This window comes from Streptococcus sp. 27098_8_51 (assembly GCF_041432205.1).
Classification (GTDB): Bacteria; Bacillota; Bacilli; order Lactobacillales; family Streptococcaceae; genus Streptococcus.
On sequence record NZ_JAPVZE010000005.1, the window covers coordinates 73,762 to 97,711 of the forward strand.

The window sequence follows — 23,950 nt, forward strand, 5'->3', positions numbered from 1 at the left end:
TCCCCCTGGTTTTATGAGATAATTTCTATAATTTCTCGTAAACTTTGCACTCCATCATTTATTTTAACATATTTTTGAAATTCTGTAACTAGTTCAGAAGAAATTTTTCCATTTGTATAAACTTTTGCAACAATTTCACCCTTTTGAACGGAGTCTCCAACTTTCTTTTCAAAAACAATCCCTGTTTCATAGTCCAAGTCATCAGACTTGACTGCACGACCAGCTCCTAGTCTCATGGCATAGAGCCCAAATTCCATAGCTGGAAGGGCTGAAATAACACCCGTTTCTTGAGCTGGAATTTCCAGCACATGGGCAACTTTGACTGGGCGATAGAGATCTTCTAAATCGCCGCCTTGTGCTGCTACCATTTCTTCAAACTTAGCCAGTGCTTGGCCATTTTCCAGGTGTTGACGGATTTCCTTGATCGTTTTCTCAACATCAGCCAAGCCAAGCATAATCTGAGCTAGCTCGCAGATAAAGTGACTAATATCTTCTCGGCCTTTTCCTTGGAGAATCTCGATTGCCTCAAGGATTTCAAGACGATTGCCAATGGCTCTTCCCAAGGGCTGACTCATATCGGTAATGACTGCTACTGTTTTTCGACCAACAGCCTTACCAAGATCCACCATGGTTTGAGCCAATTCGCGCGCCTCACCAACCGTCTTCATGAAGGCACCCTCACCGACCGTTACGTCTAGCAAAATGGCATCCGCACCTGCAGCAATTTTCTTGCTCATAACAGAACTAGCAATCAAAGGAATCGTGTCGACAGTTGCTGTCACATCACGAAGGGCATAGAGAAGTTTATCTGCTTTAACCAGCTGATCGGACTGCCCAATGACAGATACACCAATATCTTGTACCTGACGAATGAAATCTTCTTGACTTCGCTCAACTTGATATCCCTTAATGGACTCCAATTTATCAATTGTCCCACCAGTATGGCCGAGACCACGACCACTCATTTTAGCAACGGGCACTCCGAAACTCGCAACAAGTGGAGCCAAAATCAAGGTCACCTTATCACCTACACCACCAGTCGAATGCTTATCAACTTTAACCCCATCAATAGCTGACAAATCAAACTCCTGACCTGTTTTAACCATATTCATCGTCAGGTCAGAAATCTCACGTGTGGTCATTCCTTTAAAATAAACAGCCATAGCAAAAGCAGACATTTGATAGTCTGGAACAGTTCCTGCCACATAGCCTTCTACTAGCCACTTGATTTCAGCTGCAGTCAGTTCTTGACCATCTCGTTTCTTTTGAATTAAATCAACTGCTCTCATTCTTTCACACTTCTAAGGATATAATATCCCTTATCTTTCTTTACGATTTCACAATTTCCAAAAACGTCTTCCATCTTATTTCTAGCACTTGGAGCTCCTTGTTTTTTCTGAATGACGATGGTTAAATCTCCTCCGTCTTTCAAGAAATCTCTGCTCTTTTCGATAATCTCATGAACAACCTGTTTGCCCGCTCGAATCGGCGGATTGGAAATAACATGGTCAAATTTCCCTTCAACTTGTTCATAGATATTGGATTGGAAAATTGCTACTTCTACTTTATTTCGTTCAGCATTTTGTCGCGCTAGGTTCAAGGCACGATTATTGATATCAACCATGGTTGCTTGAACTCCATAAGCCTTGGCCAATGACAAACCCAATGGCCCATAACCACAACCCACATCAAGGACCGTCTCTCCTTCATTGACCTCTAGGCACTTGAGCAAAAGCTGACTCCCAAAGTCAACCATTTTCTTGCTAAAAACACCCGCATCCGTCAAAAAGGTCATGTTTTCTCCCAACAACTCCACTCTCAACTCATGAATGTCGTGAGCAGCGTCAGGATTTTCTGCATAATACATTTTACTCATAAAACTATTTTACCATAATTTGGCTTGAATTGTAAATCGTTTACAAAGTGATGATCAAATGAAAAAGACTGAAGAAAGCTAGTAAGTAAAACCTTTTCTTCAATCTCTTTCAATGATTAGAAATACATTACAATCTATCGGGAACTACAAATTATCATAGTCAGTAAAAAACAGATCGTCTGCAATCAGGCGCATTTTTATTACCATTTCTTAACCTTAAAATACTTTATTAGCAACAAGATTCCCAATATGATGTTTAGATAAAAACCCAACTGATAAGTTTGTGTCAAGATTTCCAAACTTGTCCAAAGTCGTATCAAATCTTCTAGTGACATACGGAATAGATATCCTTCTGTAGCAATCCACAAAATCAAAAATAGATAACTACCAGCTGCAAGCCATTTTGTCCACTGCTTTTTTACTAGCCAAGCAATCAAGAGCGAACAGATAAAGACAACTGTTACAATGGCATGTTCCATCAAAAAAGTAAAACCGTAATAGATTTCCACAAAGCGTCTACCATTATCCGCATTCGCACCCCTTATAAAAGGTAGTGCAAAACTTAAAATAAAACAGAGTTCCAATATATAACGTTTTAAGATTTTCATGACACACCTCCAATAAATTGTGAACCAAAAAGCTCACTTTTAATAACTGATAAGTCTTCAGAAACCATTCCCTATCTCATCATTAAATTATTCAACCTCCATCTACCTCTATTATACGATATTGACTTACTACCATCAAGAAACCGCTTTATTTTTTTAGCTTTTTATGGTATGATAAACAAAATATCTAGGGGAAAACAAATGACCAACGAATTTTTACATTTTGAAAAAATCAGCCGCCAGACTTGGCAATCATTGCATCGCAAAACTACCCCCCCTTTGACAGAGGAAGAGTTAGAATCCATCAAGAGTTTCAATGACCAGATTAGTCTACAGGACGTAACAGATGTCTATCTTCCCCTAGTTCATCTTATCCATATTTACAAGCGCACCAAGGATGATTTGGCTTTTTCAAAAGGAATTTTTCTCCAACGTGAAAGCAAATCCCAACCTTTTATTATTGGGGTTTCTGGTAGTGTTGCTGTGGGCAAATCGACTACTAGTCGCTTACTTCAGATTCTACTATCACGTACTCTCCCAGATGCTACTGTAGAATTGGTGACAACTGACGGTTTTCTCTATCCCAATCAAACCTTGATGGACCAAGATATCTTAAATCGCAAAGGTTTTCCTGAAAGTTATGATATGGAAACCTTGCTGAATTTTCTTGACCGCCTAAAGAATGGGCAAGATGTCGATATTCCTGTCTATTCTCATGAAGTGTATGACATCGTTCCCGGAGAGAAGCAACGTGTCAAAGCTGCTGATTTTGTCATTGTCGAGGGCATTAATGTCTTTCAAAACCCTCAAAATGAGCGCCTTTACATCACTGATTTCTTTGATTTCTCCATCTATGTGGATGCTGCTGTCGAGGACATTGAAAGTTGGTATCTGGATCGTTTCTTGAAACTGCTCAGCTTTGCCCAAAATGATCCCAACAGCTACTACCACCGTTTTACGCAAATGCCAATTGGAGAAGTTGAAGCATTTGCTCACCAGGTTTGGACCAGTATTAATCTCACAAATCTACAAAACTATATCGAACCAACAAGGAATCGCGCCGAGGTCATTCTCCACAAGACTAAAAACCATGAAATCGATGAAATTTACCTAAAAAAATAATTTCCCCTTGTCAAAACCTAAGTTTTCATATATAATGGTATAGTTAGTAAATATGGAGGTAAGAACATTGGCAAACATTAAATCAGCTATCAAACGCGCTGAATTGAACGTTAAACAAAACGAAAAAAACTCAGCTCAAAAATCAGCTATGCGTACTGCTATCAAAGCTTTCGAAGCAAACCCTTCTGAAGAACTTTTCCGTGCTGCTAGCTCAGCTATCGACAAAGCAGAAACTAAAGGTTTGATTCATAAAAACAAAGCAAGCCGCGATAAAGCTCGTCTTTCAGCTAAACTTGCTAAATAAGAAACAGTCCATAGAGGCTGTTTTTTTGTCCTCTAATCAGAAAAGGTAGAAAATGAAAATAGCAATCATCGGATATTCTGGATCAGGCAAGTCAACTCTGGCAGAAAGGTTATCTAGCCACTACTCCATCCCCAAACTGCATATGGACACACTCCAATTTCAACCTGGTTGGCAAGACAGTGACCGCGAATGGATGTTGACCGAGATGAAAAACTTTCTCACAAAGCATGAAACTTGGGTCATCGATGGTAACTACTCTTGGTGTTGCTATGAAGAAAGAATGCTGGAAGCTGACAAAATCATCTTTCTCAATTTTTCACCATGGACTTGTCTCTTTCGAGCCTTTAAACGGTATCTCACATACCGAGGCAAGGTCAGAGAAAGTATGGCAGCAGGCTGTCCTGAACGCTTTGACTGGGAATTTATCCGATGGATTCTCTGGGATGGGCGGACAAAGAATGCCAAAGAACGCTATCAGCAGGTTCAAGAAACCTATCCAGATAAAGTAATTGTCCTCCGGTCTCAAAAGGAGATGGACCACTTCTTAGAAAATCTCGTACATAACAAGAAAAACCAACGTGTCTAACGTTGGTTTTTTGCTATTATCCAATCACACTTCCATTTGGTACAGCTGGATCAACTGTGAGAAGGGTTAATTGTCCATCATGTTCAGCTGAGAGGATCATTCCTTGGCTGACATATTTCTTCATCATCTTGCGTGGTTTGAGGTTGGCAACGATTTGGACTTTCTTGCCGACCAATTCTTGTTCGTTTGGATAGTATTTGGCAATTCCTGAGAGGATTTGACGGTCTTCACCATCACCAGCATCTAGGCGGAATTGGAGCAACTTGTCAGAACCTTCCACTTTAGACACTTCTTTGACTTCTGCGACACGGATTTCGACCTTATCGAAGTCTTCAAACTTGATTTCATCCTTGTTGAGTTTGAGTTCAACTTCATCTGGATTCCATTCTTTTTCGACTGCTGGTTTGTTGCCTTCCATTTGTTCCTTGATATAGGCAATCTCTTCTTCCATGTCCAGACGTGGGAAGATTGGTGTTCCTTTAGCAACAACAGTCACACCTGCAGGGAAATCTGCCAAACTCAAGTTTTCTAGGCTAGAAACTTCTGCTAGACCAAGCTGAGTCAAAACCGCACGACTAGTTTCCATCATAAATGGCTCAATTAAGTGCGCTACAATGCGAAGGCTGGCTGCCAAGTGGCTCATAACACTTGCCAATTGATCACGAAGCGCTTCATCCTTAGCCAAGACCCATGGGACTGTCTCATCGATGTATTTGTTGGTACGAGAGATAAGAGTCCAGACTGCTTCAAGAGCACGTGGGTAGTCAACTGCTTCCATGTGTTTATGGTAGTCTGCGATTGCTTGTTCTGCAACCTCAGCAAGAGCATTATCAAACTCTGTTACACCCTCTACATAGGCAGGGATTTGACCATCAAAGTACTTGTTGATCATGGAAACCGTACGGTTAAGGAGGTTTCCTAGGTCATTTGCCAATTCATAGTTGATACGACCTACATAGTCTTCTGGAGTGAAGGTTCCGTCTGAACCAACTGGAAGGCTACGCATGAGGTAGTAACGAAGTGGATCGAGACCATAGCGTTCTACTAACATTTCAGGATAAACGACATTCCCTTTAGACTTAGACATCTTACCGTCTTTCATGACAAACCAACCATGGGCAATCAAGCGGTCAGGTAATTTAACATCCAACATCATAAGAAGGATTGGCCAGTAGATGGAGTGGAAACGAAGGATGTCTTTTCCGACCATTTGGAAGACTGTTCCGTTCCAGAACTTGTCAAAGTTACCATGCTCATCTTGACCGTAACCAAGAGCTGTCGCATAGTTAAGAAGGGCATCGATCCAAACGTAGACAACGTGTTTTGGATTTGACGGGACAGGAACACCCCAGGTAAAGGTTGTACGAGACACTGCCAAATCTTCTAAACCTGGCTCGATGAAGTTACGTAGCATTTCATTGAGACGGCCATCTGGAGTGATGAAGTCAGGATGAGATTTGAAAAAATCTACCAAACGGTCTTGGTATTTGCTGAGGCGAAGGAAGTAAGACTCTTCAGAAACCCATTCAACCTCATGACCTGATGGGGCAATACCACCCGTTACATTTCCAGCTTCATCACGGAAAACTTCTGCAAGCTGGCTTTCTGTAAAGAATTCCTCATCTGAGACTGAATACCAACCAGAATATTCACCTAGGTAGATGTCATCTTGAGCAAGCAAGCGTTCAAAAACTTGCGCCACTACTTTTTCATGGTAGTCATCAGTTGTACGGATAAATTTATCATATGAGATATCAAGTAATTGCCAGAGTTCTTTAACTCCAACTGCCATCCCATCAACATAGGCTTGTGGTGTAATTCCAGCTTCTTCCGCTTTTTGCTGGATTTTCTGACCATGCTCGTCAAGACCTGTCAGATAAAAGACATCATAGCCCATGAGGCGTTTGTATCGAGCTAGGACATCACAAGCGATGGTTGTGTAGGCAGAACCGATATGAAGTTTACCAGATGGATAGTAAATCGGTGTTGTAATATAAAAATTCTTTTCAGACATAATTTTTCCTTTCCAGGCAAATGAAACCTGATTTTCTAACACTTCATTATATCATATTTTTAGTGATTTTCGATAGGAAAATCCATACAAAAACAAGATAGACAACTGTCCATCTTGTTTTTTTCTGTTCTATATCTTATTCATAACGAAGGGCTTCAATCGGATCAAGTTTAGACGCTTTATTGGCTGGCAAGACTCCGAAAATCATCCCAACACTTGCTGACACAGCCAAGCTAAAGAGAGCGATTGGGAGGGAAACCCCAACTTCAATACCTGCAATCATGTTTTGAAGCAATACTCCAGCTAACATGGTCATTCCAGCAGCAATCCCAAGACCAATGACACCACCTAACAAAGTCAGGATCATGGATTCAATCAAAAACTGTACCAAGATATTAGCCCGAGTAGCTCCGAGAGCTTTCCGCAGACCAATCTCACGTGTGCGTTCTGTCACCGAAACCAGCATGATATTCATAACACCAGTTCCCCCGACAAAGAGAGAGATTCCTGCGATGGCACTGATAATGGTGGTCATAAAACCAAAGAGTTGTTGTACTTCTTGGAAGGCAGCGGTTGCATCCGCAACTTGGTACTCCCCTTGCTGAAGACCAGCAATCTCAGTCAGTTTTCGAGCCAACTCCGGACCCAAGGTCTGCGTTAGACTAGTATCATTGACACGAAAGACGATGTTCGAAATTTCATCAGTATTAAAATTGGCTGCGAGAGAAATATTGGTCGTAATTGGAAGACCACCAATCCCAAAGGCTTTAGCAGTTTTGGCTTCATTGCTGGTATAAACGCCAATCACACGGTAACTAAATTCATTAACAGAGATGATTTGATTTACCGCAGCTTCTGGACTATCAAACAAACTCTTGGCTAGTTCTTCATCCAACAAAATCACACTGGCAAATTCCTTGTAGTCTTGCTGTCTTAGACTTCTACCCGCAACGATTTCATTTTCAACTGCGTTCATGTAGGTGCTATTTCCGCCTGTCAGAGTCGCTCGTTCAACCTTCTTATCCTTATAAGACAAGGTAACGTTGGTCGAGTTGGTGACATAGTAACTGTCTACTCCTTTGAGTTTGGCAGCTTCCTTGACCCAGGATTCTAGTGGTTTTGGTGGTTCAACATGAACATCCTCTTCTTTCCCGCTGACTGTCAAAGCGGATTGTTTCTGCGTAAAGGAGCCGTCCTTGCTTTTGATAGGTGAGAAAAAGACATGGATATCCTTCTGTGATTTGGTCATGTTTTTATTGACCTGACGAGACATGGAGTCTCCCAGAGCCATGATGACAACGACAGACGAAACTCCGATGATAATCCCAATCATGGTGAGGAAGGAACGCATCTTGTGGGCCATGATGGATGAAAAGGCAAATTTCAGATTCTGCATCTAGTTTTCCTCCTTTTCTACCAGAGCACTGTCTGATGAGATGACCCCATCACGAATGACAATTTGGCGTTTGGCATAAGCAGCAATCTCAGGCTCGTGCGTGACCATGATAATGGTTTTCCCTTCCTTGTTTAACTCAACCAACAGCTGCATGATTTGATTTCCTGTCTTGGTATCCAAGGCTCCTGTGGGTTCGTCCGCTAGGATGATAGAGGGATTATTTACCAAGGCACGCGCAATCGCTACACGTTGCTTTTGACCACCTGATAACTCGGAAGGCAAATGATGACTGCGCTCCGTCAGCTCAACTTTTTCCAGAAATTCCTCAGCCAATTTCCGACGTTTTGAAGCCGAAACACCAGCGTAAATCAAGGGCAATTCGACATTTTGAAGAGCATTAAGCTTGGACAAGAGAAAGAACTGCTGAAAGACAAAGCCGATTTGCTGGTTACGGACCTTGGCCAATTGTTTCTCTCCAAGACCTGCCACTTCTTGGCCATCAAGATAGTACTCTCCACTAGTTGGTGTATCCAACATTCCTATGGTATTCATCAACGTAGACTTACCAGAACCAGATGGTCCCATAATGGCAACAAACTCACCTTCATGAACTTCTAAGTTAATATTTTTTAGGACCTGTAGTTCTTGCTCACCATTTCGATAACTCCTGCAGATATTTTTTAGACTAATTAATTTTTTCATCATCCTTCACCTCTTTTCCTTCTTCCAAGGAAGATGTTGGATTACTGATGACCTTGGCTCCGTCTGTCACACCTGAAGTAATTTCTTGGTTGTCTGCGTCCGCATTCCCCAAAGTAACTTCTACCTTCTTCGCTTTTTTCTGGTCGTCAACGATCCAGACATAGTTTTTGTCATTTTCGGTAACAACACTTGTCAAAGGAACAAGGATGGCCTTACTCTTATTTTTGACTTCCACACTGACAGAGAAGCCTTGTTTCAACTCACCGATATCGCTGGTCACATCAACAGTATAAGGGTACTTAGAGCCAGTATTTCCTCCAAGGGCTGCATTTGCTGCTTCTCCATTGTTTTTAGGATAATCAGAAATATAGCTGATTTTTCCAGTCCAGCTCTTATCTTGGTAAACCTTCGAAGTAAAGGTAACTTCTTGCCCAACAGAAAGGTTAGCAAGGTTGTATTCAGACAACTCCCCTTTGACCTGCAAGTTTTCATTACTTACGACATGTACTACCACTTGGCTATTACCTGTTGGCGATTTGGAAACATTACGATTAACTTCAACTACAGTCCCTTCTAGTGTACTGAGGACAGTTGCGGCATCTAGCTGTGCTTGAGCCTTGTTGAGCTGAGCCACAGCATCTGCACGGTTATCCTTGGCATCACTGATTTGAGAGTCGATAGAGGATACTGAAGAAGTCGCTGCTTGCGCTTGTTCTGGGAGTCCAGCTTCTGTTGGAACCTGTGGAGAAGCTGGTGTAGCTGATGCATTTTCACGAGCCTTGTTTAACTCCTCGATATGACGGTCTGCCTTTGCAACTGCACGATCGGCTGCATCATAGGCAGCTTGAGCATCTGCACTGCTGTATTTGACCAAAGCTTGCCCTTCTTCGACCTTGTCTCCAACCGAAACGAGAATTTCATCTAAATCTCCCTTACTAGCATCAAAATAAACGTATTGTTCATTTTTTGCTGTAACCGTACCTGACAAGAGGACCGATGAAGCAACAGAACCTTCCTTAGCAGTAACGATATGAGAGGTTTCCTCCTTGACTGCTGACTGGGAAGGTTGTCTAAAAATCAAAATCCCCGCAGCACCGATAACAATAGCACTGGCAACACCAATCGCTGTGTATAATTGCCATTTTTTTGCCTTCTTATTTCTTTTCATTTTTAAGCTCCTTTATTCTTTTGCCTTACAAAAACCATTATATCAGAAATACCAAGCCCAAACAATAACAGTTCAGATGGAAACAATGACAATTCAGGATCATTATTTCGTTCGGTATTCGTTTATTGGATTATTGTGCTAGATATATAATACAATATCTTTTTGAATTTGGCAAGCGTTTTTATAATTTTTTTATCGTAGCAGATTTTTGCATTCAAAAAATAAAAACGATAGAATATGACTATCAAAGCTATAAGGAGTTTTCTATGAGAGAATATGATATCATCGCCATCGGTGGAGGAAGCGGCGGCATTGCCACTATGAACCGCGCTGGCGAACACGGTGCAAAAGCTGCTGTTATCGAAGAGAAAAAATTAGGTGGAACCTGCGTCAATGTCGGCTGTGTTCCTAAAAAAATCATGTGGTATGGAGCGCAAATCGCTGAAAACTTCCACCACTACGGCCCTGACTACGGTTTTACAAGTTCAGATGTTCAATTTGATTTTACTAAACTTCGTCAAAACCGTGAAGCCTACATCGACCGTGCTCGCTCATCTTATGACGGAAGTTTCAAGCGCAATGGGGTTGATTTGATTGAAGGTCGTGCTCATTTCGTTGATGCTCATACGGTCAGCGTTAATGGTGAATTGATTCGTGCCAAGCATATCGTGATTGCGACTGGCGCTCGTCCAAGCATCCCAACTATTCCTGGAGCTGAACTCGGTGGCAGCTCAGACGATGTCTTTGCTTGGGAGCAACTTCCTGACTCCGTTGCGATTCTTGGAGCTGGCTATATCGCCGTTGAATTAGCAGGTGTTCTCCACGCACTAGGAGTAAAAACGGATTTGTTTGTCCGTCGTGATCGTCCCTTGCGTGGTTTTGACAGCTACATCGTTGAAGGACTTGTCAATGAAATGGAAAAAACAGGTCTACCTTTACACACACATAAGGTACCAGCCAAACTAGAAGAATCAGAGCAAGGTATTACCATTCATTTCGAAGATGGTTCTAGTCACACTGCCAGCCAAGTTATCTGGGCTACCGGTCGCCGTCCAAATGTAGACGGTCTGGAGTTAGAAAAGGCTGGCGTCACACTCAACCAACGTGGATTTATCCAAGTAGATGAATACCAAAATACAGTTGTAGATGGCATCTATGCTCTTGGAGATGTTACTGGTGAGAAGGAACTGACCCCGGTAGCCATCAAGGCAGGACGTACCTTATCTGAACGCCTCTTCAACGGGAAAACAAATGCCAAGATGGACTACACGACTATCCCTACTGTTGTCTTCTCCCACCCAGCAATCGGAACAGTCGGTTTGACCGAGGATCAAGCTATCAAAGAATACGGCCAAGATAACATCAAAGTCTACAAGTCAAGCTTTGCATCTATGTACTCAGCCGTTACAAGCCATCGTCAAGAATCTCGTTTCAAACTCATCACCGCCGGTGATGACGAAAAAGTTATTGGCCTACACAGACTTGGTTATGGAGTGGATGAGATGATTCAAGGATTCGCTGTTGCCATCAAGATGGGGGCTACCAAGGCGGACTTTGATGCTACAGTAGCTATCCACCCAACCGCCTCAGAAGAATTTGTAACCATGCGCTAATTATTGTAAGAGACCTCTTGAGGTCTCTTTTTACTTGTAAAATCGGCCGTTACAAAATTGTTACCTTGATTTCAAAAATAGGTTGACTTTTCTTTCTGAATTAGTATAATAGTTACTATAATTTTGAAAAGAGGTTAACAGTTTTGAAAAAAGCTCATATATATGCTATCCCTGCTATCGGTGCAGCTCTCATCGCCGTATTGGCACAAATCAGTCTCCCTATCGGTCCTGTACCTTTCACTTTGCAAAACTTTGCGATTGGTCTGATTGCTACTGTTTTTAGACCCAGAGAAGCTGTTCTATCTGTAGCTCTCTATCTCTTGCTGGGTGCCATTGGTTTACCTGTTTTTGCAGGGGGAGGAGCTGGATTTCACGTTTTAGTCGGTCCAAGTGCAGGCTATCTTTGGTTCGACCTTGTCTATGCTGGACTTACATCTTATCTCATCCATCAAAAAAGTGGCTACATTCGCATTTTCCTAGCCAACCTCTTGGGTGACTCCCTCGTCTTTGTCGGAGGTATTCTCAGCCTCCACTTCCTTGCTGGTATGCCACTTGACAAGGCACTCGCTGTTGGCGTCCTTCCCTTTATCCTCCCTGATCTTGGTAAGATTATTGCCATTAGTTTCATTAGTCGTCCCCTACTCGAACGATTGAAAAGTCTTCCATATTTTTCAAGATAAAAGAATAGTCCAGAACAATTGTTCTGGACTATTTCCTTTCTAAGAATCAACTGTACACTATTTAGATACTCGACTATTCTTATACCAGTATGAATATTAATCGTTTTATTCTTCAAATTATAGCTATTCACAATATGCAAAGTAGAAAAGTATTCTAATTGATTCAAACCGAATAAGCTTCTATTGATTTTGGATGCTTAGCAATTGTATACTTTTCAGAAAACGCATTTTCAATGATTGAGCTATATTTTATAAATCATTTATGATACAATAGAGCTACCTAAAAGATTCAGAAAATTTAATGTTCATTGATTGTTTATATTAACTTGAACATTCTGATTTTTCTTCATTCAAAAATAACTGTAAATAATTATAAGTAGAAAGGTAATTCTATGGCAAAGAATACTCGTGAGCTAATCATTGGGGCTCTCATCACACTAGCTAAGAAAAATCCTCAGCGTAGTTCCTTTACAATGACTGAAATTGCTGCTGAAGCTGGTATTTCACGACAAGCGATTTATCAAAAGCATTTTAACAACTTTGAAGATATTATCGAATACATTCACGAAGAGACCAATCAGCACATTTTTAACGTCTTTAATAAGTACTGCCCTAGCAATGATGGAGATCCTATCAGCTTTTTAGCAGACCATATACTTCCTCTCATATACGAAAAAAGGGAAGTTATTAGCACCTTGTATACCACACAAGTCGACCCATGTTGGAAGGAATTTCTGCGTGGAATATACTCAGAGTGGGTACTAAAGAATGTCAATTACCAACTGAAATATAATTTTAATAAAGAGGACATCGCTTATATCATTACGACCATGGCAATCTCTTTCATTGAAGTCTGGATTCGTAAAGATAATCCAATCCCACCTGAAGAGTATAGAGAGACTTTCATTCAATTGTCTAAGACTTCTCTCTGTGACTATATTGTGTCCTAAAAAAAGAATCTTGAGTTGCACTCAAGATTCTTTTTATTGTCCCCCTTTAAAGGCATCGACCATTACCTGAAATTCTTCATTGGAAAGCGTGATTCCTTTGCCCATTTTAGTATGGTCAGGACTCCAAGAACGAATATCAAACTTTGCTGGTGCTCCATTAAAGCTGACTCTATTTAGTTCTTTTGTCCATCCTTTGTCATTTTCAGACAAGGTGAGCAAGTGTTCTTCAATCTCAAATGTAAATTCTGCCATTTTAACTCCTTTATGTGATATGCTTTCTATAGTCTATTCGTAAAAATCTTGTGGTTTTTAGGAAAATTTTATATAATGTGGATATATAAGAAGGGAGGATTCTATGAGACAGACATTCAAACTAGTTCTAGATAAACTACATGGTTTTCTCAATGGGAATGATGATCATCCTCAAATCGAGGACAACTCCCTCACTGCTATGATTGAACAAGCCATCCGTAAAAAGACGGCTGTTCATGTCATACTTGCTGAGACAAGTTTTACGGGTGATATTGTCAAACACGATGCTAATCGCCAACAAATTATCGTCAAAAATTTTTCAAAAAACGTGACCCGAATCATTCGTATCAGTGACATTAAGCGACTTCGTTTCGTTCCCTCAACTGTACAAAAAGCTCAGAAAAGTCTATTTAAGAAAGAGTGAGATGTTCTTTGCATCCCACTCTTTTTCTTAACGGATTTGTTCAAAATGAAGGTGAACTGCGATATGGTCGCCATAACCACTTCTCTCCAAATCGCGTTGCAAGCGATAAGAGATATAGTGTTCTGCAATGGTAATGTAGCCAGCTCCAAGTAAGCGGTGCTCGACCATTGATTGGATCATGCTGATAGTCGCACGTTCCACTTTTGCTTCTTCCAAGTCCAAAACGACTTTTTTAGTAACTTGCGCTAGGTTTTGACGCAGGTCATCGGTCAAAACATAAACTGTTTGAGCTGCCTTTAGGACAGCTTGGTAAATTTTATCTGGATCAAATTCAGCAATTTCTCCATTACGTTTGATTACTTGCATAAGGTTCTCCTTTATTCTTTGTTTTCTTTGATTTCAGCCAGCATCTTTTCTTCTTCGGCTGTCAGTTGATAGTTTTCTAGCAGGTCAGGTCTGCGCTCGTAGGTTTTCTTTAGACTCTCATAGAGCCGCCACTGGCGAATCTTTTCATGGTGCCCACTCATGAGCACATCTGGCACGACCATGCCTCTATAGTCATAAGGGCGAGTGTACTGAGGATATTCAAGAAGTCCCGAAGAGAAGCTATCATCTTGGTGGCTAGACTCCTTACCAATCACTTCTGGTATCAAGCGCACGGTCGCATCAATCATGGTCATGGCCGCCAATTCTCCTCCAGTCAAAACATAGTCTCCTAGGGAAATTTCATCGGTTACCAAGGTCTTGATGCGCTCGTCATACCCTTCATAGTGACCACAAATAAAGATCAGTTCATCTTCCTGAGCTAAATCCTCAGCGTAAGCTTGATCGAACTGTTTACCTGCAGGATCAAGAAGAATGACACGGGGATTTTTCTTTTCAATAGCATCAAAGGCATCGAAAATGGGTTGAGCCCTTAGCAACATCCCCTGACCGCCTCCGTAAGGTTCATCGTCAACATGACGGGCCTTTTCAGCATATTCTCTGAAATTATGATACTGGATATCCAAGAGCCCTTTTTCTCGAGCCTTCCCAACAATCGAGTGTTCCAGCGGAGAAAACATCTCAGGAAAGAGGGTTAAAATATCAATCTTCATCATCTAACCCTTCTAAGATGTCCACATCAACCCGTTTGTTTGGAATATCAACATTGAGAACTACTGGCGGAATGTAAGGTAAAAGCAAATCACGCTTGCCTTTTCGTTTGACCACCCAGACATCGTTGGCTCCTGGTTGCAGAATTTCCTTGATGGTTCCAACCAAGTTATCTCCCTCGTAAACATCCAAACCGATAATCTCGTGATAGTAGAATTCACCATCATCTAAATCGTTCAAATCTTCCTCAGCGACCTTGAGACTATAACCCTTGTACTTTTCAATCGCATTGATATGATACATGTCTTTGAATTTGATAATGTCAAAGTTCTTATGCTTGCGGTGGCTAGCGATGGTCACTGTTTGGACAAACTGATCTTTTTCATCAAATAAAGCCAACTCTGCTCCCTTTTTAAATCGTTCCTCGGCAAAATCCGTCACAGACAAGACTCGCATCTCACCCTGTAGACCCTGCGTATTAACGATTTTTCCAACATTAAAGTAGTTCATCTTGTCTCCTGTATCTATTTCTATCCTTTATTTTATCACGTTCCAGGGATTTTCACAAGTTGGATAGGTTCTATCTTACAAGGCTACTACTTCTTCAAAAAAATCACCAACTATCTGATTAAACTCTTTAGGGTGGTCATTCATCGGTTGGTGTTTGCTGTCTGAAATCGTTACTTGACGCGCATTGGGATTGAGAGCGATGATACCATCATAGATTATTTTTAGGTGTTTGGGGAAATCGTTTTCTCCTCTTACTAATAGCATGGGAGAATTTCCTTTATATCCTTCTATCTCATGGACTGCCAAGAAACCTGTGATTCCAAGGTTCAAGAAAACATCTCGCCCAGTTTCTATAATAGCCGTCTTGACCAATTCTCTTGTGATAGGGTTATCAGTACACATTTTTGAGTTTTTATCAGCAATCACCTTCCAAGGAATCGTCTTGTACATAAGAGAACTATATTTGATTCGACCTCTTTCTTTCTCTGATAGGTATCGATGCTGTCCCCAACTATCTACCATGACCAAGGCTAGGACTCTTTCTGGATGGCGATAGGTATACTCTTGAAGTGGATTTCCTCCCCAAGAATGACCAACCAATATCACCTTATCCAACTGGAAATAGGACAAAATGGCATCTACATCTTGAACAGCACCTTCCAAGTCAGGTAGACCAACTTTCATAGGTGATTCACCCTGCCCTCTAACATTGACAAAGTAAAGGTCAAATCCATCAAAAGCATCATACTGGTGGGCCCACATCTGACTACGTCCACAAGCTCCATGATAAAAAATAATATGCCCTTTACTTGCGTTTCCAGGACGATGATAAACAACCAAATCACAATCTACGACTGCTATAAGGTGACGTTCCAACACCTCAGATTCTCTGTTATAAAAAGCAATAGCTTCAGCTATATCATTTGGCTTCATTTCTACATTCGCTCCTCTTTATCCTGATATCATTCTTTGTATCTATTTTATCATGCTATATTAAAATCGTCGTTTTCTAAACTTAATTTCATTAAAAATTTTGAATTTTCTGCATCATTTGGATAAAGAAAAAGACTGCTAAGCAATCTTTACTTTTTTCTCATCAGATTCATGCCTAAGATTCCAGCAAGAATCAGAGTAGCTCCAATCACATGGTAACTATAAATTGGTTCGTGGAGGATAAGAGCTCCAGCTAGAATGGTCAAAACTGTTCCAAGATTGCCAAATACACTGACGGTTGATGCCCCGAGGCGAACGATAGCATAGATAGAGAGACTACCAGTAACTATAGAGGCTAAAATTCCCAAATAGAGGATGGAAAGCAGATAGGGTACCTGTCCAAGTGGCGCAAAGTAAGCTAATATGTTCCCCTCTAGATAGTGAGAGGTCAGACTCAGTATATTAAAGGTGACGAAGCCAACAAATATCACAACAACTGTCATATCCATGGCCCGATAGCGACCTCCTTTAGCCTTGCTGAGGATATTGTTTATCGCATTGGCAAGAACGGATCCCAACATCAAGAGAAAGCCCAAGCTAGCAGTTTCCGTACTAAAGTTCGCTCCTTTGCTAAGGAAGATGAAAACTACTCCTGCTACGGATAAAATTAAAAAGAACTTTTGCAACAAACTTGTTTTTTCCTTGAGAAAGACCGATGCCAAAAGGAGAGTAAAAATCGGTACAAGAGCCTGTAAAATTCCCGCTTCAGAAGACGATATATACTGTAAAGCAAAGGATTGGAAAATAAAAAAGAGAAGTGGATAGAAAAGACTCATAGGAAGAATAGAAAGAATATCTTTTCTACTCAAACTCACATTGATAAGTTTTGTTTGATGAAGGATGACCAATACCAGAGCAGCGATTGTATAGCGATGTGCCAAGTTTGTAAGAGGACTGGCATAGCCCAAAGCTATCTTTGTAAATAAAAAAGAAAATCCAATGATGGCTGAAAAAGATAAGGCTGCTAGGTAAGCTTTTGTTTTCTCGTTCATAGAATGTTACTCCCTTTAAAAATAGCTATTCTCAAGATTGATTGACTAGAATTCTTTGAGACTGTCTATCCATTTTAGCATAGTAAAATCCTAGATGCTATTTCTAGGATTGGTATTTTATTCCTTCTTTCACCGTTTATCTATTACATTAGCTAAAAAGGATTCAGCCAGTCTGATCTGCTTTTCTCGTTCTTTTCTTACAAGTTCTAGCTTGTCTGCCTCTTGGAGATTCCTTACTTTGATAGCATAATCCGCGGAAACGATGGCGTGTCCTCTCATATGGGCTGTTGAAATAGCTTGTACAAAGACTCTTGCAGCGTACTTAGCGATTTGATTTTGGGCATTTTTAGAGAGAAGATTTGCTGCGAAACCTGCTTTTCTCAACTCATGAGGTGAGAACTCATTTCTCAATCGTGCATCAAAAGCCTCATAAGTTTGCCGAATTATTTTATTTTTCTCACCTTCATCACCAATATCAATTAAAGATAAGAAATCTTGCGAGTTCTCTAATGCCCATCGAGCTAGTTCTTTCTGAGGAAGTCTATCCAGTATTTGTTCTAGCTCCAATCTTTTCTCAGAGTCATCCCAAATGGCAACTTTGTAAGGACTGGGTAGGTGATTCATTTTAGTCTTATAGCCAGTTCGTTCAAACTCATTCCATGCATAATCCTCTGGTTTCATTGCTTTCTCTATTCTTTCTTACTAGCTAGCGTAAGCTAGGAGAAACCTTTCATATTAGTGAAAAGAGATTACTCCTAGTTCTCTTGGAAGTTATCCAAAAATCCTTCCAAATCTTGTTTGTGCTGATACTTAATGGCAGCCTTCTTATCTTTGTCAAAGATAGTTTTGGTTAGATCGATGTCATTAATAGCCGCAATGGCGACCGTGTAGTGAATAATATCAGCCAGTTCTTTGGCTAGTTCCTCATTTGAGTCCTGGACATCCTCTTTTCGACCAGAGCGCCCATTCAAGACCTCAGCTACTTCTCCGACTTCCTCCACTAGCTTGATAAAGAGGCCTTCCTCGGTTCGATATTGCTGGTAATGGTCGAGTAAGTAAGCTTGTAATTGTCTAAACGTTAAATCTTTCATCCTCTGCTCTCCACAAAAAAGCGAGACATCTGTCCCGCTTTTTTTATTTTTCATCGATAACGATTCTTACTTTTTTGTCTTCAGTTGGGACAGAGTAGACAATCGTTCTTATCGCTGAAATAGTGCGACCCTTACGACCGATAACACGACCGACATCGCTTTGGTCAAGATCCAAGTGATACTCCAAAAACTCTGGTGTGTCTTCAATCTTGATAGTTAAGGCATCAGGTTGTGAAATCAAAGGTTTCACAATCGCAATAATGAGATTTTCAATCGTATCCATCTGTCAACCTACTTTAAACTTATTTTGAGAATTTAGAATCGTGGAATTTTTTCAATACGCCTTCTTTTGAAAGGATGTTGCGAACTGTATCTGAAGGTTGAGCTCCATCAGCCAACCATGCAAGAACGCGGTCTTCTTTCAAAGTCACTTGGTTTTCAGCAACAAGTGGGTTGTAAGTTCCAACTGTTTCGATGAAACGTCCGTCACGTGGTGAACGTGAGTCTGCTACGTTGATACGGTAGAAAGGTTTTTTCTTAGAACCCATACGAGTCAAACGGATTTTAACTGCCATTTTTTAATGTCTCTTTTCTTATTTTTTATTTCGGTGAAATAGCTGAGCTATTTAGCACATGTTCTATTATAGCAGATTTCTGACAGGTGTCAAGAAAAAAACTTGACAGAGTTTTAATTTTTTTAACTACTAGAAATTTTTAGTAAAATCTTTTACATTTGAAATCACCTCCCTTTTAAGGTACAATAGTAGAAATGAATTTTTGAGAGGTTAACAATGAAAAAACTAGCAACCCTTCTTTTACTATCAACTGTAGCCCTTGCTGGATGTACTAGTATCCAACGTGGTCTCCGTGGTGATGAGTATGTCGACTCTAGCATCTCAGCTGAAGAAAGCTCAAAAGCAGCTGCTCAGGCTGCCAAAGATTTGAATGACGCATTGACCAATGACAATGCCAACTTCCCTCAACTTTCTAAGGAAGTTGCTGAAGACGAAGCTGAGGTCATTTTACACACAAATCAAGGCGATATCCGCATCAAACTCTTTCCAAAACTAGCACCTCTTGCGGTTGAAAACTTCCTTACTCACGCTAAGGAAGGCTACTATAACGGCATCACCTTCCACCGTGTCATCGATGGCTTTATGGTTCAAACTGGAGATCCTAAGGGAGATGGTACAGGAGGCCAATCTATCTGGCATGATAAGGATAAAACGAAGGACAAGGGAACTGGTTTCAAAAATGAAATCTCTCCTTACCTATACAATATCCGAGGAGCCCTTGCTATGGCTAACACTGGTCAACCAAACACCAACGGTAGCCAGTTCTTCATCAACCAAAATTCAACAGATATTTCAGCTAAACTCCCTACAAGCAAGTATCCAAAGAAAATCATCGAAGCCTATAAAGAAGGTGGAAATCCAAGTCTAGACGGCAAACACCCTGTCTTTGGTCAAGTCATCGATGGCATGGATATTGTTGACAAAATTGCCAAGGCTGAAAAAGATGAGAAAGACAAACCAACGTCTGCTATCACCATTGATAGTATCGAAGTGGTAAAAGACTACGATTTCAGCAAAAAATAAGCCATCAACAGATAAGGAGACGATGACATGATTTTATTTTGGGGTTCTAAAGGTTATCAGAAAGATTTGGGACATACTCAAACAGCGATCGAATGTGGTCACTGTAACAATGTTGACACTTGGGAGATTGTAGAAACTGGACGCAAATTTACCCTCTACTGGATTCCACTTTTTCCTTATGGTAAAAGTTTCTTCGTTTCTTGTCCGATTTGCCACTACGGTAAAGAAATTGAGAAATCTGAAGTTGAAAGATTTTTAAATTACTAGTCAAAAAAGCCAAGTCATTTCAACTTGGCTTTTTTAGCGCTGTTAAGTTAGCTTGTTAAAATCCCAGATTTGGTCCATCCAGCCTTCATAGAAGTCTGGTTCGTGGCAAACCATTAGAATGCTTCCTTTGTATTCTTTAAGCGCCCGTTTGAGTTCATCCTTGGCATCTACATCCAAGTGGTTGGTCGGCTCGTCCAGCACTAAGACGTTGTTTTCACGATTCATCAAGAGACAGAAACGCACCTTGGCTTGTTCTCCACCTGACAAAACCTGAATTTGGCTTTCGATGTGCTTAGTTGTCAACCCACAACGAGCAAGGGCTGCACGGACTTCTGCTTGGTTAAGGGCTGGAAAGGCATTCCAAACAGCCTCTAGTGGTGTTTGACGATTGCCTCCTTCTACTTCCTGTTCAAAGTAACCAAGTTCTAGGTAGTCACCTCGTTCGACTTCTCCAGCGATTGGTGGAATAATGCCCAAGAGAGACTTCAAGAGAGTTGTTTTCCCGATACCATTTGCCCCGATAATGGCAACCTTTTGATTGCGTTCAAAGGTAAGATTTAAGGGCTTGGTAAGGGGACGGTCATAACCAATCTGCAAGTCCTTGGCTTGGAAGATAAAGCGCCCAGGGGTGCGAGCTGGTTTGAAATCAAAGGACGGCTTTGGTTTCTCGCTTTGGAGTTCAATGATATCCATCTTATCGAGTTTCTTTTGACGGGACATGGCCATATTACGCGTTGCAACACGCGCTTTGTTTCGAGCCACGAAATCCTTGAGGTCGGCAATTTCTTTCTGTTGACGCTCATAGGCTGCTTCCAGTTGAGATTTCTTCATAGCATAAACTTCTTGGAACTGGTAGTAGTCACCAGAGTAACGCGTCAACTGTTGATTTTCAACATGATAGACGATATTGATTACGTCGTTGAGGAAAGGAATATCGTGAGAAATGAGGACAAAAGCATTTTCATAGTTTTGGAGATAACGCTTGAGCCAGTCAATGTGTTCAGCATCCAAGTAGTTGGTTGGCTCGTCAAGCAACAAAATATCTGGTTTTTCAAGGAGGAGTTTAGCCAAAAGCACCTTGGTTCTTTGTCCACCTGATAAGGCTGTTACATCCGTATCCATGCCATAGTCCATGACACCGAGAGCACGCGCCACTTCATCAATCTTGGCATCCAAAGTATAGAAGTCTCGACTCTCCAAACGATCTTGGAGCTCCCCGACTTCTTCCATCAGCGCGTCGATATCTGCTCCCTCTTCTGCCATCTCCATATAGAGGCCATTGATGCGAACTTCTGCTTTAAATAGCTCATCAAAGGCCGTACGAAGAACATCGCGAACAGTTTGACCTTCCTTTAGCACAGCATGCTGATCCAGATAGCCAGCAGTCACATACTTAGACCACTCCACCTTTCCTTCGTCAGGTAACATCTTACCAGTCACGATACTCATAAAGGTTGATTTTCCTTCACCATTGGCACCGACTAAGCCGATATGTTCTCCCTTGAGGAGACGGAAGGAGACATCTTCAAAAATTGCACGATCACCAAAACCGTGACTCAAATTTTTAACTTCTAAAATACTCATTCTAATTCCTTATCTTGTTTTTATGCAGTCCTTTATAGAGGAGCCAAGCCAAATAGCCTCCCAAGGTATTGGTCCACAAATCATCAATCTCAAAGACGCGATTAAAGTCGAAGAAAAAATCTAAAACTAGTTGCGTACACTCAATTCCTAGACTTAGTAAAAAACTGAACAAAATCACTTTCTTAGTATTTCTTAGACCAGGCATAAGATAGAGAAGTTGGAAAATCAGCGGGAAAAGCAAGAAGACATTTAAAATATTCTGCAAAAAGATCCAAAGGACTTGTCCCAAACTAGTCACTTCACCCAGATTCCAAAGGGAGTTTAAGGGAGTTAAAAGAAAAACCAGGCGTCCAAAAGTTTGAATACCTGGAGTTTCCACTCCTGTAGGAAGTTGAGGCTGGGGAGTGAAGCAAAAACAGACAATGCATAGGCTGTAAACAGCCACTCCCAATCTTAAGATTAATTCTCTTTTTTTAGTCATTTTATGGATTTACCGCTGCGACTGCCTTCTGGCGGTCACGTTTCATTGTATTGGAGCGTAATTGTCCACAAGCTGCATCAATATCTGTACCATGCTCTTGACGAACAACACAGTTGACCCCTTTTTTCTTGAGGGTATCGTAGAAGGCCATCACGCGCTCTTTAGGACTACGGCTATATTGGTCATGTTCACTAACTGGGTTATAGGGAATCAAGTTGACATATGACAATTTCTTGATGTTTTTGAGCAATTCAGCCAATTCCAAGGCTTGTTCTACACCATCGTTGACTTCATTGAGCATGATGTATTCAAAAGTTACACGACGATTGGTTGTTTCGATATAGTACTCAATAGCTGCAAAGAGCTTTTCAATCGGAAAGGCACGGTTGATCTTCATGATGCTTGAACGCAATTCATTGTTTGGTGCGTGAAGGGAAACAGCGAGATTGACCTGTACTCCTTCATTAGCAAAATCACGAATTTTATGAGCCAAACCTGAAGTTGAAACTGTGATGTGACGAGCACCGATAGCCATCCCCTTGTCATCATTGATGGTACGAACGAAATTCAATACATTGTTGTAGTTATCAAATGGTTCACCAATTCCCATGACAACGATATGGCTGACACGTTCGTCCTGACCACGCTCATCAAAGTATTTCTGAACCAGCATAATCTGCGCTACTATTTCCCCGTTATTGAGGTCACGTTGCTTCTTGATCAAGCCTGACGCACAGAAGGTACAACCAATATTACAGCCAACCTGAGTGGTCACACATACTGACAAACCGTAGTGTTGACGCATGAGTACTGTCTCAATCAACATGCCATCTGGCAACTCGAAAAGATACTTAACAGTACCGTCAGCTGACTCTTGTACGATCCGCTGTTTCAAAGGATTTACGACAAACTGGTCATTGAGCTTGGCAATCAAATCCTTGGAAAGGTTGGTCATTTCTTCAAAGGACTGCACACGTTTACGGTAGAGCCATTCCCAGATTTGATCTGCTCGGAATTTCTTTTCTCCCTGTTCTAATACCCATTCTTGCATGGTTTGACGTGTTAAACTATAAATAGACGGTTTCATCTCTACTCCTTATTCTCTATCTATTTCTGACGAATGACAAAATGGCGCTGTCCTTTGTCCTCTTTCTGAGACTTTTGGTCCTTATGACGACGTCTATTTCGCTTATCCGCATTTGGTTTTCTCTTGTTTTGAGAAGGTTTCTTGCCTCTTCTAGGAAGGTTTTCCTCTTCCTTTTTACGCGATTTCTTGTCAAATGACGCACGCTTCGGTGCTTGGTTTTCTAGGACAAAATAGGCACAACTATAACTACAGTACTCCAAAAGATAGTCCTGTAAGCGACTGATCTTTTCAATTTTTTCCTCTGTTCGATCGTCTTTGTAAAAACCACGTAGGCGGAGCTGTTCATTGCTCCAGTCCCCCACGACATAATCAAACTTGGTCAACACTTCTGAGAAGCGTTGATTAAAGACTGTCACATCGAAGGCATCCTTGATATTTTCAACCAAGGTAAAAGCAATCCCTTCAGTCTCAACCTTATCCCCATTTACTTGAAATTCTGGGCCAGGAAACTTGTTATAGTTGTATAATTCAGGTGCAATTTCTTTACGCATAGTCTT

Annotated in this window: 30 protein-coding genes; 9 read left to right on the top strand and 21 right to left on the bottom strand. The window is 41.1% G+C overall.

Annotated features, from left to right (window positions below):
- Positions 1-11 precede the first annotated feature (11 nt).
- The 3 genes from O3622_RS05130 to O3622_RS05140 form a co-directional block, all read right to left on the bottom strand.
- Positions 12-1,289 (bottom strand): pyrimidine-nucleoside phosphorylase, encoded by a 1,278-nt coding sequence (locus O3622_RS05130; protein ID WP_247936206.1) that lies wholly within the window; start codon positions 1,287-1,289, stop codon positions 12-14.
- On the bottom strand, positions 1,286-1,876 hold the full coding sequence (locus O3622_RS05135; RefSeq protein WP_007522168.1) for a class I SAM-dependent methyltransferase: 591 nt from the start codon (positions 1,874-1,876) through the stop codon (positions 1,286-1,288). Before O3622_RS05135 ends, O3622_RS05130 begins: the two co-directional genes overlap by 4 nt.
- Before the next feature lie 200 nt (positions 1,877-2,076).
- The gene (locus O3622_RS05140; protein WP_371607146.1) at positions 2,077-2,484 is read right to left on the bottom strand and encodes a hypothetical protein; all 408 of its coding nucleotides are present in this window, start codon (positions 2,482-2,484) and stop codon (positions 2,077-2,079) included.
- Between the two features lie 201 nt (positions 2,485-2,685).
- Between O3622_RS05140 and coaA the strand changes: the two genes are divergently transcribed.
- The 3 genes from coaA (at position 2,686) to O3622_RS05155 (ending at position 4,496) form a co-directional block, all read left to right on the top strand.
- Positions 2,686-3,606, top strand: coding sequence for a type I pantothenate kinase (gene coaA / locus O3622_RS05145; RefSeq protein ID WP_000180523.1), 921 nt, complete (start codon positions 2,686-2,688; stop codon positions 3,604-3,606).
- Positions 3,607-3,673: 67 nt separating this feature from the next.
- Positions 3,674-3,910, top strand: a complete 237-nt coding sequence (rpsT, locus tag O3622_RS05150) for a 30S ribosomal protein S20 (protein WP_001274000.1) — start codon at positions 3,674-3,676, stop codon at positions 3,908-3,910.
- Positions 3,911-3,962: 52 nt separating this feature from the next.
- Entirely contained in the window at positions 3,963-4,496 is a 534-nt protein-coding gene (locus O3622_RS05155; protein WP_049519632.1) for a DNA topology modulation protein, read from the top strand.
- Between the two features lie 16 nt (positions 4,497-4,512).
- Here O3622_RS05155 and metG read toward each other — a convergent pair whose 3' ends face one another.
- From metG to O3622_RS05175, 4 genes are all read right to left on the bottom strand, one after another.
- Positions 4,513-6,510, bottom strand: a complete 1,998-nt coding sequence (metG, locus tag O3622_RS05160) for a methionine--tRNA ligase (protein ID WP_049519631.1) — start codon at positions 6,508-6,510, stop codon at positions 4,513-4,515.
- Between the two features lie 136 nt (positions 6,511-6,646).
- Positions 6,647-7,906, bottom strand: coding sequence for an ABC transporter permease (locus O3622_RS05165; RefSeq protein ID WP_001180395.1), 1,260 nt, complete (start codon positions 7,904-7,906; stop codon positions 6,647-6,649).
- A complete protein-coding gene (locus tag O3622_RS05170) occupies positions 7,907-8,608 on the bottom strand; it encodes an ABC transporter ATP-binding protein (protein ID WP_008277719.1) in 702 nt (233 codons plus the stop codon).
- Entirely contained in the window at positions 8,592-9,776 is a 1,185-nt protein-coding gene (locus O3622_RS05175; RefSeq protein ID WP_000827877.1) for an efflux RND transporter periplasmic adaptor subunit, read from the bottom strand. Before O3622_RS05175 ends, O3622_RS05170 begins: the two co-directional genes overlap by 17 nt.
- A gap of 266 nt (positions 9,777-10,042) precedes the next feature.
- Between O3622_RS05175 and gor the strand changes: the two genes are divergently transcribed.
- From gor to O3622_RS05190, 3 genes are all read left to right on the top strand, one after another.
- The gene (gor, locus tag O3622_RS05180; protein WP_371607147.1) at positions 10,043-11,389 is read left to right on the top strand and encodes a glutathione-disulfide reductase; all 1,347 of its coding nucleotides are present in this window, start codon (positions 10,043-10,045) and stop codon (positions 11,387-11,389) included.
- Positions 11,390-11,532: 143 nt separating this feature from the next.
- The gene (locus O3622_RS05185; RefSeq protein WP_000709011.1) at positions 11,533-12,069 is read left to right on the top strand and encodes a biotin transporter BioY; all 537 of its coding nucleotides are present in this window, start codon (positions 11,533-11,535) and stop codon (positions 12,067-12,069) included.
- Between the two features lie 392 nt (positions 12,070-12,461).
- On the top strand, positions 12,462-13,019 hold the full coding sequence (locus O3622_RS05190) for a TetR/AcrR family transcriptional regulator (RefSeq protein ID WP_371607148.1): 558 nt from the start codon (positions 12,462-12,464) through the stop codon (positions 13,017-13,019).
- A gap of 33 nt (positions 13,020-13,052) precedes the next feature.
- Here the strand turns inward: O3622_RS05190 and O3622_RS05195 are convergent, their stop codons facing one another.
- Positions 13,053-13,271 (bottom strand): YdbC family protein, encoded by a 219-nt coding sequence (locus O3622_RS05195; protein ID WP_000807419.1) that lies wholly within the window; start codon positions 13,269-13,271, stop codon positions 13,053-13,055.
- A gap of 103 nt (positions 13,272-13,374) precedes the next feature.
- Between O3622_RS05195 and O3622_RS05200 the strand changes: the two genes are divergently transcribed.
- A complete protein-coding gene (locus O3622_RS05200) occupies positions 13,375-13,695 on the top strand; it encodes a hypothetical protein (protein ID WP_070567577.1) in 321 nt (106 codons plus the stop codon).
- A gap of 27 nt (positions 13,696-13,722) precedes the next feature.
- Here O3622_RS05200 and O3622_RS05205 read toward each other — a convergent pair whose 3' ends face one another.
- The 9 genes from O3622_RS05205 to rpsP all read right to left on the bottom strand — a co-directional run bounded on the left by O3622_RS05205 (position 13,723) and on the right by rpsP (position 18,951).
- Positions 13,723-14,061 (bottom strand): ATP cone domain-containing protein, encoded by a 339-nt coding sequence (locus O3622_RS05205; protein ID WP_001196045.1) that lies wholly within the window; start codon positions 14,059-14,061, stop codon positions 13,723-13,725.
- An 11-nt stretch (positions 14,062-14,072) separates the two neighbouring features.
- A complete protein-coding gene (trmD, locus tag O3622_RS05210) occupies positions 14,073-14,792 on the bottom strand; it encodes a tRNA (guanosine(37)-N1)-methyltransferase TrmD (protein ID WP_000686930.1) in 720 nt (239 codons plus the stop codon).
- Entirely contained in the window at positions 14,782-15,300 is a 519-nt protein-coding gene (rimM, locus tag O3622_RS05215) for a ribosome maturation factor RimM (RefSeq protein ID WP_042902149.1), read from the bottom strand. Before rimM ends, trmD begins: the two co-directional genes overlap by 11 nt.
- Before the next feature lie 75 nt (positions 15,301-15,375).
- On the bottom strand, positions 15,376-16,233 hold the full coding sequence (locus tag O3622_RS05220) for an alpha/beta fold hydrolase (RefSeq protein ID WP_371607149.1): 858 nt from the start codon (positions 16,231-16,233) through the stop codon (positions 15,376-15,378).
- A gap of 149 nt (positions 16,234-16,382) precedes the next feature.
- Positions 16,383-17,285, bottom strand: coding sequence for a DMT family transporter (locus tag O3622_RS05225; protein ID WP_371607150.1), 903 nt, complete (start codon positions 17,283-17,285; stop codon positions 16,383-16,385).
- Positions 17,286-17,414: 129 nt separating this feature from the next.
- Positions 17,415-17,966 (bottom strand): putative immunity protein, encoded by a 552-nt coding sequence (locus O3622_RS05230; protein ID WP_316716938.1) that lies wholly within the window; start codon positions 17,964-17,966, stop codon positions 17,415-17,417.
- Positions 17,967-18,040: 74 nt separating this feature from the next.
- Positions 18,041-18,376 (bottom strand): MazG nucleotide pyrophosphohydrolase domain-containing protein, encoded by a 336-nt coding sequence (locus O3622_RS05235; protein ID WP_316716939.1) that lies wholly within the window; start codon positions 18,374-18,376, stop codon positions 18,041-18,043.
- A gap of 43 nt (positions 18,377-18,419) precedes the next feature.
- Complete coding sequence (kphA, locus tag O3622_RS05240) at positions 18,420-18,659, bottom strand: RNA-binding protein KphA (RefSeq protein ID WP_000379617.1); 240 nt, start codon at positions 18,657-18,659, stop codon at positions 18,420-18,422.
- Positions 18,660-18,678: 19 nt separating this feature from the next.
- On the bottom strand, positions 18,679-18,951 hold the full coding sequence (gene rpsP / locus O3622_RS05245; protein ID WP_000268760.1) for a 30S ribosomal protein S16: 273 nt from the start codon (positions 18,949-18,951) through the stop codon (positions 18,679-18,681).
- 216 nt (positions 18,952-19,167) lie between these two features.
- Here rpsP and O3622_RS05250 point away from each other — a divergent pair, with 216 nt between their 5' ends.
- The gene (locus O3622_RS05250) at positions 19,168-19,974 is read left to right on the top strand and encodes a peptidylprolyl isomerase (RefSeq protein ID WP_049506116.1); all 807 of its coding nucleotides are present in this window, start codon (positions 19,168-19,170) and stop codon (positions 19,972-19,974) included.
- A 27-nt stretch (positions 19,975-20,001) separates the two neighbouring features.
- Positions 20,002-20,241, top strand: a complete 240-nt coding sequence (locus O3622_RS05255; RefSeq protein ID WP_125418180.1) for a zinc-ribbon domain-containing protein — start codon at positions 20,002-20,004, stop codon at positions 20,239-20,241.
- 42 nt (positions 20,242-20,283) lie between these two features.
- Here O3622_RS05255 and O3622_RS05260 read toward each other — a convergent pair whose 3' ends face one another.
- From O3622_RS05260 to O3622_RS05275, 4 genes are read right to left on the bottom strand one after another with little or no spacing between them, the layout of a single operon-like run.
- The gene (locus tag O3622_RS05260; RefSeq protein ID WP_371607151.1) at positions 20,284-21,825 is read right to left on the bottom strand and encodes an ABC-F family ATP-binding cassette domain-containing protein; all 1,542 of its coding nucleotides are present in this window, start codon (positions 21,823-21,825) and stop codon (positions 20,284-20,286) included.
- Position 21,826: 1 nt separating this feature from the next.
- Positions 21,827-22,306 (bottom strand): VanZ family protein, encoded by a 480-nt coding sequence (locus O3622_RS05265; RefSeq protein WP_000163106.1) that lies wholly within the window; start codon positions 22,304-22,306, stop codon positions 21,827-21,829.
- 1 nt (position 22,307) lies between these two features.
- The gene (gene rlmN / locus O3622_RS05270; protein WP_000804762.1) at positions 22,308-23,393 is read right to left on the bottom strand and encodes a 23S rRNA (adenine(2503)-C(2))-methyltransferase RlmN; all 1,086 of its coding nucleotides are present in this window, start codon (positions 23,391-23,393) and stop codon (positions 22,308-22,310) included.
- Between the two features lie 20 nt (positions 23,394-23,413).
- Entirely contained in the window at positions 23,414-23,944 is a 531-nt protein-coding gene (locus tag O3622_RS05275; protein WP_049520693.1) for a YutD family protein, read from the bottom strand.
- Positions 23,945-23,950 lie beyond the last annotated feature (6 nt).